The organism is Streptomyces sp. KPB2 (assembly GCF_003950055.1).
GTDB classification, from domain to species: Bacteria; Actinomycetota; Actinomycetes; order Streptomycetales; family Streptomycetaceae; genus Streptomyces; species Streptomyces salinarius.
Genome location: NZ_CP034353.1, coordinates 5,241,983 through 5,256,358 on the forward strand (window position 1 = coordinate 5,241,983; position 14,376 = coordinate 5,256,358).

At 72.3% G+C, this 14,376-nt stretch carries 12 protein-coding genes; 9 read left to right on the forward strand and 3 right to left on the reverse strand.

The window, feature by feature from the left end; genetic code table 11:
- Positions 1–7 precede the first annotated feature (7 nt).
- The 3 genes from D1J63_RS23635 to D1J63_RS23645 all read left to right on the forward strand — a co-directional run bounded on the left by D1J63_RS23635 (position 8) and on the right by D1J63_RS23645 (position 2,782).
- Complete coding sequence (locus tag D1J63_RS23635; RefSeq protein WP_125631439.1) at positions 8–622, forward strand: TetR/AcrR family transcriptional regulator; 615 nt, start codon at positions 8–10, stop codon at positions 620–622.
- A 125-nt stretch (positions 623–747) separates the two neighbouring features.
- Positions 748–1,905: an acyl-CoA dehydrogenase family protein gene (locus D1J63_RS23640; protein WP_052838028.1), complete on the forward strand. Its 1,158-nt coding sequence runs from the start codon at positions 748–750 to the stop codon at positions 1,903–1,905.
- A gap of 10 nt (positions 1,906–1,915) precedes the next feature.
- Positions 1,916–2,782, forward strand: coding sequence for an acyl-CoA thioesterase II (locus D1J63_RS23645; RefSeq protein ID WP_102932859.1), 867 nt, complete (start codon positions 1,916–1,918; stop codon positions 2,780–2,782).
- Positions 2,783–2,812: 30 nt separating this feature from the next.
- Here the strand turns inward: D1J63_RS23645 and D1J63_RS23650 are convergent, their stop codons facing one another.
- A complete protein-coding gene (locus D1J63_RS23650) occupies positions 2,813–3,601 on the reverse strand; it encodes a phosphatase (protein ID WP_102932858.1) in 789 nt (262 codons plus the stop codon).
- A gap of 209 nt (positions 3,602–3,810) precedes the next feature.
- Between D1J63_RS23650 and speB the strand changes: the two genes are divergently transcribed.
- The 4 genes from speB to D1J63_RS23670 all read left to right on the forward strand — a co-directional run bounded on the left by speB (position 3,811) and on the right by D1J63_RS23670 (position 8,073).
- Positions 3,811–4,782, forward strand: a complete 972-nt coding sequence (gene speB, locus D1J63_RS23655) for an agmatinase (RefSeq protein WP_125631441.1) — start codon at positions 3,811–3,813, stop codon at positions 4,780–4,782.
- Positions 4,779–6,464 carry a thiamine pyrophosphate-binding protein gene (locus D1J63_RS23660; RefSeq protein WP_125631443.1) on the forward strand — a complete coding sequence of 562 codons (1,686 nt, stop codon included), beginning with the start codon at positions 4,779–4,781 and terminating at the stop codon, positions 6,462–6,464. Before speB ends, D1J63_RS23660 begins: the two co-directional genes overlap by 4 nt.
- A gap of 176 nt (positions 6,465–6,640) precedes the next feature.
- Entirely contained in the window at positions 6,641–7,384 is a 744-nt protein-coding gene (locus D1J63_RS23665; RefSeq protein WP_125631445.1) for a hypothetical protein, read from the forward strand.
- A gap of 62 nt (positions 7,385–7,446) precedes the next feature.
- Positions 7,447–8,073, forward strand: a complete 627-nt coding sequence (locus tag D1J63_RS23670; protein WP_125631447.1) for a class F sortase — start codon at positions 7,447–7,449, stop codon at positions 8,071–8,073.
- 4 nt (positions 8,074–8,077) lie between these two features.
- Here D1J63_RS23670 and D1J63_RS23675 read toward each other — a convergent pair whose 3' ends face one another.
- A complete protein-coding gene (locus tag D1J63_RS23675; RefSeq protein ID WP_125631449.1) occupies positions 8,078–8,902 on the reverse strand; it encodes an endonuclease in 825 nt (274 codons plus the stop codon).
- Positions 8,903–9,028: 126 nt separating this feature from the next.
- The gene (locus tag D1J63_RS23680) at positions 9,029–9,400 is read right to left on the reverse strand and encodes a hypothetical protein (RefSeq protein WP_125631451.1); all 372 of its coding nucleotides are present in this window, start codon (positions 9,398–9,400) and stop codon (positions 9,029–9,031) included.
- 90 nt (positions 9,401–9,490) lie between these two features.
- Here D1J63_RS23680 and D1J63_RS23685 point away from each other — a divergent pair, with 90 nt between their 5' ends.
- Together D1J63_RS23685 and D1J63_RS23690 are read left to right on the forward strand one after the other, a co-directional pair.
- Complete coding sequence (locus D1J63_RS23685) at positions 9,491–10,489, forward strand: esterase-like activity of phytase family protein (RefSeq protein WP_125631453.1); 999 nt, start codon at positions 9,491–9,493, stop codon at positions 10,487–10,489.
- Between the two features lie 108 nt (positions 10,490–10,597).
- Entirely contained in the window at positions 10,598–14,338 is a 3,741-nt protein-coding gene (locus D1J63_RS23690; RefSeq protein ID WP_125631455.1) for an ABC transporter ATP-binding protein, read from the forward strand.
- Positions 14,339–14,376: the final 38 nt, after the last annotated feature.

The window sequence follows — 14,376 nt, forward strand, 5'->3', positions numbered from 1 at the left end:
CGACTCCATGGCCACCAGAACCGACGCCCCCACCCGCCGCGAGCAGATCCTCAAGGAGGCCGCCCGGCTCTTCGCCGAGCGCGGCTTCCACGGGGTCGGCGTCGACGAGATAGGCGCCGCGGTCGGCATCAGCGGCCCCGGCCTCTACCGGCACTTTCCCGGCAAGGACGCGATGCTCGCCGAGCTGCTGGTCGGGATCAGCGACTCGCTGCTGACCGGGGCGAAGCGGCGGCTGGCGGAGGCGGACGGGGCGGCCGGCTCCGGGGCGGGCGCCGGCGCGACGGGTCCCGAGGCGGTCCTCGACTCGCTCATCGAGGGACACATCGACTTCGCGCTCGACGACCGCCCGCTCATCACCCTGCACGACCGCGAGCTGGACCGCCTGCGGGATGCCGACCGCAAGATGGTGCGGCAGCTGCAGCGGCAGTACGTCGAGCTGTGGGTCGGGGTGCTCCGCGAGGTCTACCCGGCGCTCGCCGAGCCCGCTGCCCGCTCCGCCGTCCACTCGGTCTTCGGCCTCCTGAACTCCACCCCCCACCTGGGTCGCCCGGGGCGCGCGGTGACGGCGGAGCTGCTGCACCGGATGGCGCGGGGGGCGTTCGCGGCGGTGGGGGAGGCGTAGGGCCGGCCCCCCGCCTCCGGGAGTGACGAGGGTTACCCGCGTCCCGGTCTGGACGCCTCTGACTACTCGCCGGTACGGTGGTATCTGAGCAAGCGCTTAGATATTCGTACCCTGGAGGTGGCGCGGTGCGCCGTACGGTGTTCAACGAGGACCACGAGGCGTTCCGGGAGACCCTGCGCGCCTTCATCGAGGCCGAGGTCGTCCCCGTCTACGACGACTGGTTCGCCGCGGGTCAGGCGCCGCGCGAGTTCTACTACAAGCTCGGCGAGCTGGGCATCTTCGGCATCAACGTGCCCGAGGAGTTCGGCGGCGCCGGCATGGACAGCCACAAGTTCGAGGCCGTCCTCTACGAGGAGACCGCCCGCGCGGGCGTCCAGTTCGGCGGCTCCGGCGTCCACGTGCTGCTCGCCCTGCCCTACATCAACATGCTGGCCACCGACGAGCAGAAGAAGCGCTACCTGCCGAAGTTCGTCACCGGCGAGGAGATGTGGGCCATCGCGATGACCGAGCCGGGCACCGGCTCCGACCTCGCGGGCATGAAGTCCACCGCCAAGCTCTCCGAGGACGGCACCCACTACGTCCTCAACGGCGCCAAGACCTTCATCACCGGCGGCGTGCACGCCGACAGGGTCATCGTCTGCGCCCGCACCGCCGCGCCCACCGCCGAGGACCGCCGCCACGGCATCTCCCTGTTCGCCGTGGACACCAAGTCCGAGGGCTACTCGGTCGGCCGCAAGCTCGACAAGCTGGGCCTGCGCACCTCCGACACCGCCGAGCTGGCCTTCGTCGACGTCAAGGTCCCCGTCGAGGACCTGCTCGGCGAGGAGAACAAGGGCTTCTACTACCTCGGCCACAACCTGGCCTCCGAGCGCTGGGGCATTGCCTTCGGCGCCTACGCGCAGGCCAAGGCCGCCGTCCGCTTCGCCAAGCAGTACGTGCAGGACCGCACCGTCTTCGGCAAGCCGGTCGCCCACTTCCAGAACACCAAGTTCGAGCTGGCCGCCTGCCAGGCCGAGGTGGACGCCGCCGAAGCCGTCGTCGACCGCGCCACCGAGGCCCTGGACGCCGGCGAGCTGACCCCCGCCGAGGCCGCCAGCGCCAAGCTGTTCTGCACCGAGGTCGCCCACCGCGTCATCGACCGCTGCCTCCAGCTGCACGGCGGCTACGGCTACATGAACGAGTACCCGATCGCCCGCCTGTACGCGGACAACCGCGTCAACCGCATCTACGGCGGCACCAGCGAGATCATGAAGTCGATCATCGCGAAGAACATGGGCCTGTAGACCACAGGTCATGAGCGAAGCACTCCAGTCCCTCCTCGACCTGCTCGACCTCGAGCGGATCGAGGAGGACATCTACCGAGGCCGCTCCCGGTCCGCCGTCGTCCCCCGGGTCTTCGGCGGGCAGGTGGCGGCCCAGGCCATGGTCGCCGCCGGCCGCACGGTCCCCGCGGACCGGCACGCGCACTCCCTGCACGCGTACTTCCTGCGCCCCGGCGACCCCGGCGCCCCCATCGTCTACAACGTCGACCGGCTGCGCGACGGCCGCTCCTTCACCACCCGCCGCGTCGTCGCCGTCCAGCACGGCAAGCCGATCTTCACCCTGTCGGCGTCCTTCCAGACGTACGAGGAGGGCCTCGACCACCAGGCCCCGATGCCGCCCGCACCGGACCCGGCGACCCTCCCCACCGGCGAGGAACGGCTGCGGGCCTACCCGCACCTGCCCGCCGAGACCGTGGAGCGCTTCCTGGAGGCCCGTGCCGCCGTCGACCTGCGCTACGTCGACGACCCGCCCTTCGGCGACTTCGGCACCCCGCGCGAACCGCACTCCCAGGTGTGGTTCCGCACCAACGGCAAGCTCGCGGACGACCCGCTGCTGCACGTCGTCCTCGCCACCTACGTCTCCGACATGACGCTGCTCGACTCGGTCCTGCTCGCGCACGGCCGCGGCGGCTGGGCCGTGGGCGACGTCGTCGGGGCCTCGCTGGACCACGCCATGTGGTTCCACCGGCCCTTCCGCGCCGACGAATGGCTGCTGTACGACCAGCAGTCGCCGTCCGCGTCCGGCGGCCGGGGCCTCGGCCAGGCCCGCATCCACACCCAGGACGGCCGGCTCGCCGTCTCGGTCGTCCAGGAGGGCGTGGTCCGCGTCCCCCGGTGACGACGGCGGGACCGCGTGGCGGAGCCGGGCCTACTTCAGTCCGGCCTCCGTCAGCAGGTACGCCGTCATCGGGTCGTAGTAGCGCGGGCTGACCACGTGGTCGTCCAGTGGCACCGCCACCTGGAGGGTGCCCTCGGACTCGGCGAGGAAGAGGGCCGGGTCGTTGCAGTCCGCGTAGCCGATCGAGTCCACACCGTGCTGGGCGGCGTACCCGGCCCAGCCGTGGTCGGCGACCACCAGGTCCGGCAGCGGGCGGCCCTCGCGCTCCAGGCCGGTCAGGATGGCCTTCATCGGCTCGCCCGAGTGGGTGTGCCACAGCGAGGCCCCGTGCTCCAGCACGGACACGTCCGCGAACTGCTGGACGTACCCCTCCTCCGTGGTCAGCCCCTCCGGGATCACCACGATCTCGCAGCCCGCGTCCCGCAGCGCGGCGGCCGTGGCGCGGTGCACGTCGAGCAGTCCGCCGGGGTGACCGGTCGCGAACAGCACCCGCTGCCCGCCGTCGGCCGCCTTGCGCAGCCGCCCCGCCATCCGCTCCAGCGCCGAAACGGTCAGCTCGGGATCGATGGTGTCCTGGCCGTACCGGTGCTCGGGATCGTCGTTGACGCCGACCCGCTCCGCCATCACCGCGAGCACGTCCTGCTCGTCGCTCCAGCGGTCGCCCAGTTCCAGACCGAGCCAGAAGCCCCGGTCGCCGTTGGCCAGCTTCCGGTAGTGGGAGAGGTTGTTCTCGCGGGGAGTGGCGACGTCACCCGCGATACGGGTTCTGACGAGGTGCTCGGCGAGTTCGGCGCGGCTGGGTGTCCCGGGTATCGGCATGGCTCCATTGTGTAGCAGCCCGGGTCCGGGCAGCAGCCGGTCCCGGCGGGATAGCCGATTCCTCCAGTCCCCGGGGCGCGGGTGGACGGGATGTACATGTCGCGGCCCGGTTTCGGCCATCTAGTCTGCGACGACCGGCTGCCTCGCTCACCAGTACAGTCGGACAGCAGTAGTACATACGCGACGAAGCGTAAGAAGGAAGGCAGTACATGAGCAGCAACGAGACGCCCCGCGGGCCCGTCGACTCCTCGCGGATCCCGCGCTACGCCGGACCCGCGACCTTCGCCCGGCTCCCGCGCCTGGACGAGGTCGGCACCGCCGACGTCGCCGTGGTGGGCGTGCCGTTCGACTCGGGCGTCTCCTACCGGCCCGGCGCCCGCTTCGGCGGCAACGCCATCCGCGAGGCCTCCCGCCTCCTGCGCCCCTACAACCCGGCGCAGGACGCCTCCCCCTTCGCCCTGGCCCAGGTCGCGGACGGCGGCGACATAGCCGTCAACCCCTTCAACATCAACGAGGCCGTCGAGACCGTGGAGGCCGCCGCCGACGACCTCCTCGGCACCGGCGCCCGCCTGATGACCCTCGGCGGCGACCACACCATCGCCCTGCCGCTGCTGCGCTCGGTCGCCAAGAAGCACGGCCCGGTCGCCCTGCTCCACTTCGACGCCCACCTGGACACCTGGGACACCTACTTCGGCGCCGAGTACACGCACGGCACCCCCTTCCGCCGCGCCGTCGAGGAGGGCATCCTCGACACCTCCGCCCTCTCCCACGTGGGCACCCGCGGCCCGCTGTACGGCAAGCAGGACCTGACCGACGACGAGAAGATGGGCTTCGGCATCGTCACCTCCGCCGACGTCTACCGCCGCGGCGCCGACGAGATCGCCGACCAGCTCAGGCAGCGCATCGGGGACCGTCCGCTGTACATCTCCATCGACATCGACTGCCTGGACCCCGCCCACGCCCCCGGCACCGGCACCCCCGAGGCCGGCGGCATGACCTCCCGCGAGCTGCTGGAGATCCTGCGCGGCCTGGCCTCCTGCAACCTGGTCTCGGCCGACGTCGTCGAGGTCGCCCCGGCCTACGACCACGCGGAGATCACCTCCGTCGCGGCCTCCCACACCGCGTACGAACTGACGACGATCATGTCCCGCCAGATCGCCCAGGAGAAGGCAGCGAAGTGACCCACGACCACGACCTGGTACTCCGTCCGACCGCCGCCCAGACGGAGGCCGCGCTGAACCCGCCTCCCGGCCGCAACGGCGGAGACCTGGTCGTGGAGAGTCTGGCCGGGCTCGGCGCGACCACCGTCTTCGGCCTGCCCGGCCAGCACGCCCTCGGCATGTTCGACGCCCTGCGCCGCTCCGACCTGCGCTACATCGGCCTGCGGGTGGAGAACAACGCCGGGTTCGCCGCCGACGCCTACGGCCGCGTCACCGGCGAGGCCGCCCCGCTGCTCCTGTCGACCGGCCCGGGAGCCCTCACCTCCCTGGCCGCGCTCCAGGAGGCGCGGGCGGCCTCCGCCCCCGTCCTCGCGATCAGCAGCCAGGTCCCGACGGCCGGCCTCGGCGGCGGACGCCACGGCTATCTGCACGAACTCCCCGACCAGGCGGCGTCCTTCCGGGGTGTCGTGAAGTCCGTCCACACCGTCCGCACCCAGTCCCAGATCCCGTCCGCCATCGCCGAGGCGTGGACCTCGGCGCTGACCGTCCCGCACGGTCCCGTGTGGGTGGAGATCCCGCAGGACGTCCTCCTCGCGGAGACGGCGGTCCCGGTCGTCACCGGCGGCGACACCTTCCCCGAGGAGCTGCCCCCGCGCCCCGAACTGACCGCGGTCGCCGCCGACCTGCTGTCCCGCGCGGAGCGCCCCGCGATCGTCGCGGGCGGCGGCGTCGTCCGGGCCGACGCCGCGAAGAAGCTCCGGCAGCTCGCGGAACGCCTCCAGGCCCCCGTCGTCACGACCTTCGGCGGCAAGGGCGCCTTTCCCTGGACGCACCCGCTCTCCCTCCAGTCCTGGCTGGAGGACCGTCACACCACGGACTTCCTGGAGGACGCCGACGTCCTCCTCGTCGTCGGCTCGGGCCTCGGCGAACTCTCCTCGAACTACCACACGTTCAAGCCCCGCGGCCGGGTGATCCAGATCGAGGCCGACCTCGGCAAGCTGGAGTCCAACCACCCGGCCCTCGGCATCCACGCCGACGCCCGCCTCGCCCTCCAGGCGCTGCTGGAGACGGTGGGGGAGCGCACCGACCCGAGCGCCCCGGAGCGGGTCCGCGCGGTACTGGACAAGGTCCGCGACCGCATCGCGGCCCAGGAACTCACCCTGGAGCAGGACGTCCTGGCCGCCGTCCGCGCGGCCCTCCCGCCCGGCGCCCCGTCCTTCTGGGACATGACGATCCTGGCCTACTGGGCGTGGTCGGCCTTCGACGCCAAGGCCCCGAACACCATGCACTCCGCCCAGGGCGCCGGCGGCCTCGGCTACGGCTTCCCGGCCGCCCTGGGAGCGGCGGTCGCCGACCCCACCCACCCGGTGCTGGCGGTCTCCGGCGACGGCGGCGCCCTGTACTCCGTCGCCGAGCTGGCCACCGCCCGCCAGTACGACCTGAACGTCACCTGGCTGATCGTCGACGACGGCGGCTACGGCATCCTGCGCGAGTACATGACCGACGCCTTCGGCGCGCCGACGGCGACGGAGCTGACCCGCCCCGACTACGTGGCGCTGGCCGAGTCGTTCGGGGTGCCGGGCGTGCGGACGTCCCCGCAGACCCTGGCGGCCGACCTCGCGAAGGCCCTGGCCGCACCGGGCCCCTCGGTGGTCGTCCTCCCGGCCGTCCTGCGGATGTTCGCGCCGACACACCTGGGTTGACGGGACGTCACGAGATGTGGAGGGTTCGCGCGCGACCTGTGACAGTGCTGTGACGCGGAGCACACGGTTCCACCCGTAGGCGATTTATAGCGTCAAGGAATCATGCCGACCGGAAAGGTTGCACTTCCTTGAAGAAGACCGTTGCGCCCGCTTTTGTTGATTCCTCCCCGTCCGTTGTGTCCTCCCCCCGCCGGCGCGTGCTGCGCGGAGCCGTCGGCGCCGTCGCGGTGACCGGCATGGTCCTGGGCTCCGCCCTGACCGCCGTCGCCGACTCCTCCCCGACGCCGACCCCCACGCCCTCGGTCACCGACGGCGGCTCCCCCGGTCAGGGCCCGGTGACGCCGGTCACCTCGCCGACTCCGACGCCCTCGGTCACCGACGGCGGCTCGGACGGCCAGGGTCCGGTGACGCCCGTCCGCTGCGTGGCGACGAAGACCCAGAACATAGGCGCCGGCACCGCCGCGGTCCTGACGATCAGCCCCTCCGGCCCCTCCGTCCGCTTCAAGGGCGCGGGCGAGGACGGCTACCTGCCGGGCCTGTCCCTGGACCGCACGCACCCGAAGCTGCCCGCGAGCGCCGGCTTCCTCGCCGAGATCCTCAAGCCCAACAGCAGCCACCCGCAGCTGCGGACGAACATGGAGGGCGGCGGCCACCCGGCGTCGGTCACCTCGTTCCCGAGCCTGCCGGAGGGGTGCGGCTTCACCTACCGGACCGACGAGTCGGGCCAGTCGGGCGCCGCGGGGCAGGGCGGCACCGTCCAGACGTCCGTCGTCCCCAAGGGCGGCGTCGCGGCGGGCTACGAGGCCGCGGACGGCGGCGACTCGTCGCTCGTGGCGATCGGCGGGGCCGCCGCGGCCGCCGGTGCCGCCGGTCTGGGCTTCGTCGCACTGCGCCGCCGCCGGCCGGCCGCCACGCGCTGAAGCGAGCCACCACCCGCACCCTGGTCCGGCCCGCCGGACCAGGGCCATCAGGAGACCCGACCATGCGCCTGACCGCCGGACGCCGCCTGGCCGCGGCCCTGCTCGTCCTGCCCTGCGCCGCCGCACTCGCCGGCTGCGGGGCGGAGGGGCACGCGGCCACCCCGCCCCCGCACATCGCCCCGTCCGCCGCCGCGCCCGGCACGCCCGCGCCGAGCGGGGCGAGTACCCCGGCCGCGATGCCCGCCTCCGTGCCCGTGCGCGTCGCCATCCCCGCCGCCGGGGTCGACACCGCACCCCTGCTCCGGCTCGGACTGAACGACGACGGCACCATCGAGGTCCCCTCCGTCCCGCAGGCCGACCGCATCGGCTGGTACGAGAAGGGCGTCACTCCCGGTGAGACCGGACCGGCCGTCCTCGTGGGCCACTTCGACACCGTGAACGGCCCGGCGGTCATGCGGAACGTGGGGAAGATCAAGCCCGGCGACACGATCGACGTGACCCGCGAGGACGGCACCCGGGCGGTCTTCGCCGTCACCGCGCTGGAACAGGTCGACAAGGACGCGTTCCCCACCGACAAGGTCTACGGCAGGACCGACCGTCCCGAGCTGCGCCTGATCACCTGCGGCGGCGAGATCACCGACGGCCACCGTCCGGACAACATCATCGTCTACGCCGACCTCGTGGGCTGACCGCCTACCAGATCGACTCCACCCACTCCGGGTGGTCGACGAACGGGTTGCGGTTGTGCTGGAACTCGTCGTAGATGACCTGGTTGCGCCGCTCCTCGAAGGCGTCCGGCGGGTCCTCGTCGTTCCACGCCTTCAGTACCGAGAGCTTGCCCATGTACGGGTTGCTGCCGTTGTCGACCTGGCCGTTGACCTCCAGGTCGGCGAAGCCGTCGCCGCCCTCGTAGCGGACCGCCATGTAGAAGATCATGCGGGCCACGTCGCCCTTGACGGCGTCGCGGGGTTCGAAGGAGTCGGAGTCGGTGAGGCTGCCGCCGCCCTCGCTGACCGCGCTGCCGCCGTTGTCGAAGTCCTTGTTGCCCCGGACGCTGTTGACCCGGACGTCCGAGGGGCGCAGGTGGTGGATGTCCGTGCCGGGTCCGGTCGAGGTACCGAAGTCGCCGTGGGACTTGGCCCACACGTGCTCGCGGTTCCAGTCGCCGGTGTCGCCGCCGTTGAGCGACTTGCTGCGGGAGACGCCCGAGTAGAGCAGGATCACGTTCCCGCTGTTGTCCGGGTCCTCGTCGGTGGCCTTGAGCGCGTCCCAGACCGCCGAGTACGACAGCTTCGTCTGGTCGCTGATGATGGTGTGCAGGGCGGACTTGAGGCTGTCGCCGGTCTTCCCGATCGCGTCCTTGTAGTACGTCGAGTCATAGTCCGATGACGTGGTGGCCGCCGATGCGGTCGTGGCCGTGGCCGGGGTCGCGGTCAGCGAGGGGGCGGCGACCGCGGCCAGTACGGCGGCCGTGGCGAGGGCTGCCGCCCTCCGGCGGCGGGTGCGTATCGCGAGCATGTGGGGTGTCCGATCTACGCGTGTGGATTCCTGCGGTAGATCGAGCGTGACATGGACATGTAGGAGGTGGGGTGTACGGACGGTGTCGATTGCGTGACGACGTCGCGCGCGGGGGCCGGTCCGCCCTCACTCGACCAGTTCGGGGTAAGCCTCCTTGAGCTCGGCGAGCTGGGCGCGGTATCCGGCGTTGAATTCGGCCAGTCCGCGCTCACCGAGGTTCTTGTCGAAGGCGACGCTCTGCCTGGGCACCAGGGCGGGCATCGCGCGGAACATCTCGCCGACAGCCTTGGCGTGCCGCCCCTTCTGGACGGTGGCCACCAGATCGTTGAAGAGGTCCAGCTTCAGGGCCTGGACGCGTTCCCTCGGACTGTCCTGCCCAGCGAACTCCTCGTCGCCGACCGGCTTCGGCCCGGAAGGCTCGGTGAGGGACTTCAGCACCCGCATCGTCGCGTACAGCCGACCGGCCAACCTGTGGCCGCTCTCGTTCTGCTCCGGCATGGCTCATTACTTGCCACCGGTACGCCGCCGAACCCTGCCCTTCGCAAAACGGCCAACTCTTGGCCATTCCTCCCGCTTAAGGTTTCGGCCATGCGTCCGAGAATGCTCCGCACCTCCCTCGCCACCCTCACCGCGGGCCTCGCGGCGGCCGGCTGCCTCGTCGCCGCCGGACCGGCCGCCGCCGCGCACGACCGGCCGCCCCGGCACGCCTGCTCGCCCGCCGTCTCCCTGACCGGTTACTCCGACGTCCTCGACAAGACGACGTACGACGGCACGTACGTCGGCAACCTCTCCGCCCTCGCCCCCGACCGGCGCGGCGCCGTGGCCGCTCTTTCCGACCGCTCCTCCCTCTTCCGGCTGGACGCCCGCACCCTCGAGCCGCGCGGCGTGATCCGGCTCGCCGACGAGAACGGCGCCGCGCTCGACTCCGAGGGACTGGTCGTCGACCGGGACGGCACGTACCTCGTCTCCTCCGAGACCGAGCCGTCCGTCCGCCGCTACTCGCGCACCGGCGAGCTGCTCGGCCGTCTGCCCGTGCCCGACGACCTGCGCACCGCTCCCGAGGGCCGGGCGAGGGCCAACGGCAGCTTCGAGGGGCTGACGCTCCTGCCGGGCGGACGGACCCTGCTCGCCTCGATGGAGTACCCGCTGGACGGCGACCCGGCCGACCTGGTCCGTTTCCAGACGTGGCAGCGGACGCGGCACGGCGACTTCCGGCTCGGGGCCGGCTACACCTACCGGACCGACCCCGGCCTCGGCGTCTCGGAGGTCACCGCGACCCCCGACGGCCGCCTCCTCGTCCTGGAGCGCGGCTTCACCGCCGGCGTCGGCAACACGGTCCGCCTCCACCTGGCCGACCGGCCCGGCCACGGCACCGCGCTGCGCAAACGGCTCCTCGCCGACCTCGCCGACTGCCCCACCCTCGGCGCCACCGCCGGGCAGCCGCAGCCCAACCCGCTCCTCGACAACTTCGAGGGGATGACCGTGACCGGCCGCTCCGGAGGCCGTACGGACGTGCTCGTCGTCAGTGACGACAACCAGAACGACGTCCAGACCACCCGCTTCCTCGGGCTCCGCGTACGCGCCTGATCACCCGGCCGATCATTGCGGCGGGATGAAATCCCCGCTCGCCCGTGTTGGTGCCTTCCGGTAGATCAGGTGAGCAGGACGACCGGACGAACGACCGGAGGGCACGGCGTGGACGCGCAACGGGGCTGGGTACGACGACTGGCGGGGTACGCCTGGCGGTATCCCAAGGACGTCGTTCTCGCCCTGGGGGCCTCGCTGGGCGGCATGGCCGTCATGGCCTTCGTCCCCCTGATCACCAAGGTGATCATCGACGACGTGATCGGCGCCAAGACGAGGGACATGGCCGTGTGGGCCGGTCTGCTCGTCGGCGCCGCGCTCGCCGTCTACGCCCTGACCTACATCCGCCGCTACTACGGCGGCCGGCTGGCCCTCGACGTTCAGCACGACCTGCGCACCGACATGTACGGGACGATCACCCGGCTCGACGGAAGACGCCAGGACGAGCTGTCCACGGGGCAGGTGGTCGGGCGGGCGACGAGCGACCTCCAGCTGATCCAGGGCCTGCTCTTCATGCTCCCGATGACCATCGGGAACGTCCTGCTCTTCCTGATCTCCCTGGTGATCATGGCGTGGCTGTCCCTGCCGCTCACCCTGGTCGCGCTGGCCGTCGCCCCCGCCCTGTGGTTCATCGCCCGCCGCAGCCGCACCCGGCTGCACCCCGCCACCTGGTACGCGCAGGCGCAGGCCGCCGCCGTCGCCGGAGTGGTCGACGGCTCGGTGAGCGGCGTACGCGTGGTGAAGGGCTTCGGGCAGGAGGAACAGGAGACCGGCAAGCTCAGGGAGGTCGGGCGCAAGCTCTTCGCGGGGCGGCTGCGCACCATCAAGCTGAACGCCACCTACACCCCGGCCCTCCAGGCCGTCCCCGCGCTCGGACAGGTCGCCATGCTCGCCCTCGGCGGCTGGCTGGCCGTCCGCGGACACATCACCCTCGGCACCTTCGTCGCCTTCTCCACCTACCTCGCCCAGCTGGTCGGCCCGGTCCGCATGCTGGCCATGGTGCTCACCGTCGGCCAGCAGGCCCGCGCCGGCACCGAGCGCGTCCTGGAGCTGATCGACACCGAGCCGGCAATGAAGGACGGCACCAAGACCCTCCCGGCCGACGCGCCCGCGACCGTCGAGTTCGACGACGTCGCCTTCGGCTACGACACGGCCGACGGGGAGTCGCGGCCCGTGCTCGACGGGCTCTCCTTCGAGATCCGCGCCGGTGAGACCCTCGCGGTCGTCGGTTCCTCCGGCTCCGGCAAGTCCACCGTCTCGCTGCTCCTGCCGCGCTTCTACGACGTGACGCGCGGCGCCGTCCTCGTCGGCGGCCACGACGTGCGCGAGCTGACCCTCGACTCGCTGCGGGCCGCCGTCGGCCTGGTGCCCGAGGACTCCTTCCTCTTCTCCGACACCGTCCGCGCCAACATCGCCTACGGCCGCCCCGACGCCACCGACGAGGAGATCGAGGCCGCCGCACGGGCCGCGCAGGCCCACGGCTTCATCACCGAGCTGCCCGAGGGCTACGGCACGACCGTCGGCGAGCACGGGCTGACCCTCTCCGGCGGCCAGCGCCAGCGCGTCGCGCTCGCCCGGGCGATCCTCACCGACCCCCGGCTGCTGGTCCTGGACGACGCCACGTCCGCCGTGGACGCCCGCGTGGAGCACGAGATCCACGAGGCGCTGAAGCAGGTGATGCGGGGCCGCACCACGCTCCTCATCGCCCACCGCCGCTCCACCCTCGGCCTCGCCGACCGCATCGCCGTCCTCGACCGGGGCCGCCTCGCCGACCTCGGCACCCACGAGGAACTCCAGGAGCGCTCCGCCCTCTACCGGCGTCTGCTCACCGACCCCGACGAGCTGGGCGGCGTCTCGCCCGGCCACACCCGCCCCGCCGAGAAGACCGAGGACACCTCGGTACGCGACGAGTTGGACGCCGAGTTCGACGCCGAGCGCGGCGTCACCCCCCGGCTGTGGACCGGCGACCGAGCGCCCAAGGACACCGCCCTCGCCGGCACCCCGGCCACCCCGGAGCTGCTCGCCCAGGTCGACGCGCTGCCCCCGGCGAACGGCACCCCGGACATCGACGAGCAGCAGGCGGTGCGCCCCGAGTCCTCGTACGGCCTGCGGCGCCTGCTGCGCGGCTTCCGCACCCCGCTGCTGATCAGCCTCGCCCTGGTGGCCGTGGACGCGGGCATGGGCCTGCTGCTGCCGGTGCTGATCCGCAACGGCATCGACGACGGCGTCACCCGGGCCGCCCTCGGCGCGGTGTGGGCGTCCTCGCTGCTCGGGCTGCTCGCCGTACTCGCCCAGTGGGCGGCGCAGACCGGCGAGATCCGCATGACCGGGCGGACCGGCGAGCGGATCCTGTACTCGCTCCGCCTGAAGATCTTCGCCCAGCTCCAGCGGCTCGGCCTCGACTACTACGAGCGCGAGCTGACCGGCCGGATCATGACCCGGATGACGACGGACGTGGACGCGCTGTCGACGTTCCTGCAGACCGGACTCGTCACCGCCTTCGTCTCGGTCGTCACCTTCTTCGGCATCATGGTCGCCCTGCTGGTGATCGACGTGGAGCTCGCGCTGATCGTCTTCGCGACCCTGCCGCCGCTGATCGTCGCCACGTACTTCTTCCGCAGGGCCAGCGTGAAGGCGTACGAACTGGCCCGCGAGCGGGTGTCCACGGTCAACGCCGACCTCCAGGAGTCGGTGGCGGGCCTCCGGATCGTGCAGGCCTTCCGGCGCGAGCGGGACGGCGGGCGGCGGTTCGCCGAGCGCAGCGACAGCTACCGGCAGGCCCGCATCCGCGGACAGTGGCTGATCTCCATCTACTTCCCGTTCGTGCAGCTGCTGTCCTCGGCCGCCGCAGCGGCCGTGCTGGTCGTGGGCGGCGCGCGGATCGACGACGCCACGCTGACGACCGGCGCGCTGGTGGCGTACCTGCTCTACATCGACCTGTTCTTCGCCCCGGTCCAGCAGCTCTCCCAGGTCTTCGACGGCTACCAGCAGGCGTCCGTCTCGCTGGGCCGCATCCAGGAGCTGCTGCGCGAGCCCACCTCGACCCGGGCCGCCGACCAGCCCTCCGAGGTCACCGGCCTGCGCGGCGAGATCGCCTTCGAGGACGTGCACTTCAAGTACGGCGGCGCCGACGAGGCGGACGCGGCCCTTTCCGGCATCGACCTGCGCATCCCGGCCGGACAGACCGTCGCCTTCGTCGGCGAGACCGGCGCCGGCAAGTCGACGCTGGTGAAGCTGGTGGCCCGGTTCTACGACCCGACCGGCGGCCGGGTCACCGTCGACGGCCAGGACCTGCGCGCCCTCGACCTCACCTCCTACCGGCACCGGCTGGGCGTCGTCCCGCAGGAGGCGTACCTCTTCCCCGGCACCGTGCGCGACGCCATCGCCTACGGCCGCCCCGACGCCACCGACGCCGAGGTGGAGGCGGCGGCGCGGGCGGTCGGCGCGCACGAGATGATCGCCACGCTCAAGGGCGGCTACCTGCACGAGGTCGCCGAGCGGGGCCGCAACCTCTCCGCCGGACAGCGGCAGCTGATCGCGCTGGCCCGCGCCGAACTGGTCGACCCGGACGTGCTGCTCCTCGACGAGGCCACGGCCGCCCTGGACCTGGCCACCGAGGCACAGGTCAACCAGGCCACCGACCGCATCGCCGGACGCCGTACGACACTCGTCGTCGCCCACCGGCTGACCACGGCCGCCCGCGCGGACCGCGTCGTCGTCATGGACGGCGGCCGGGTCGCCGAGGACGGCACGCACGACGAACTGCTGGCCCTCGACGGACGGTACGCGCGGCTGTGGCGGACCTTCGTCGGCGCGTCCGAACCGGAGGAGCCGGTCGGCGCGACGCGCTGACGCGAGCGAGACGCCGCACCGCTCGCGCAACCGTGCGA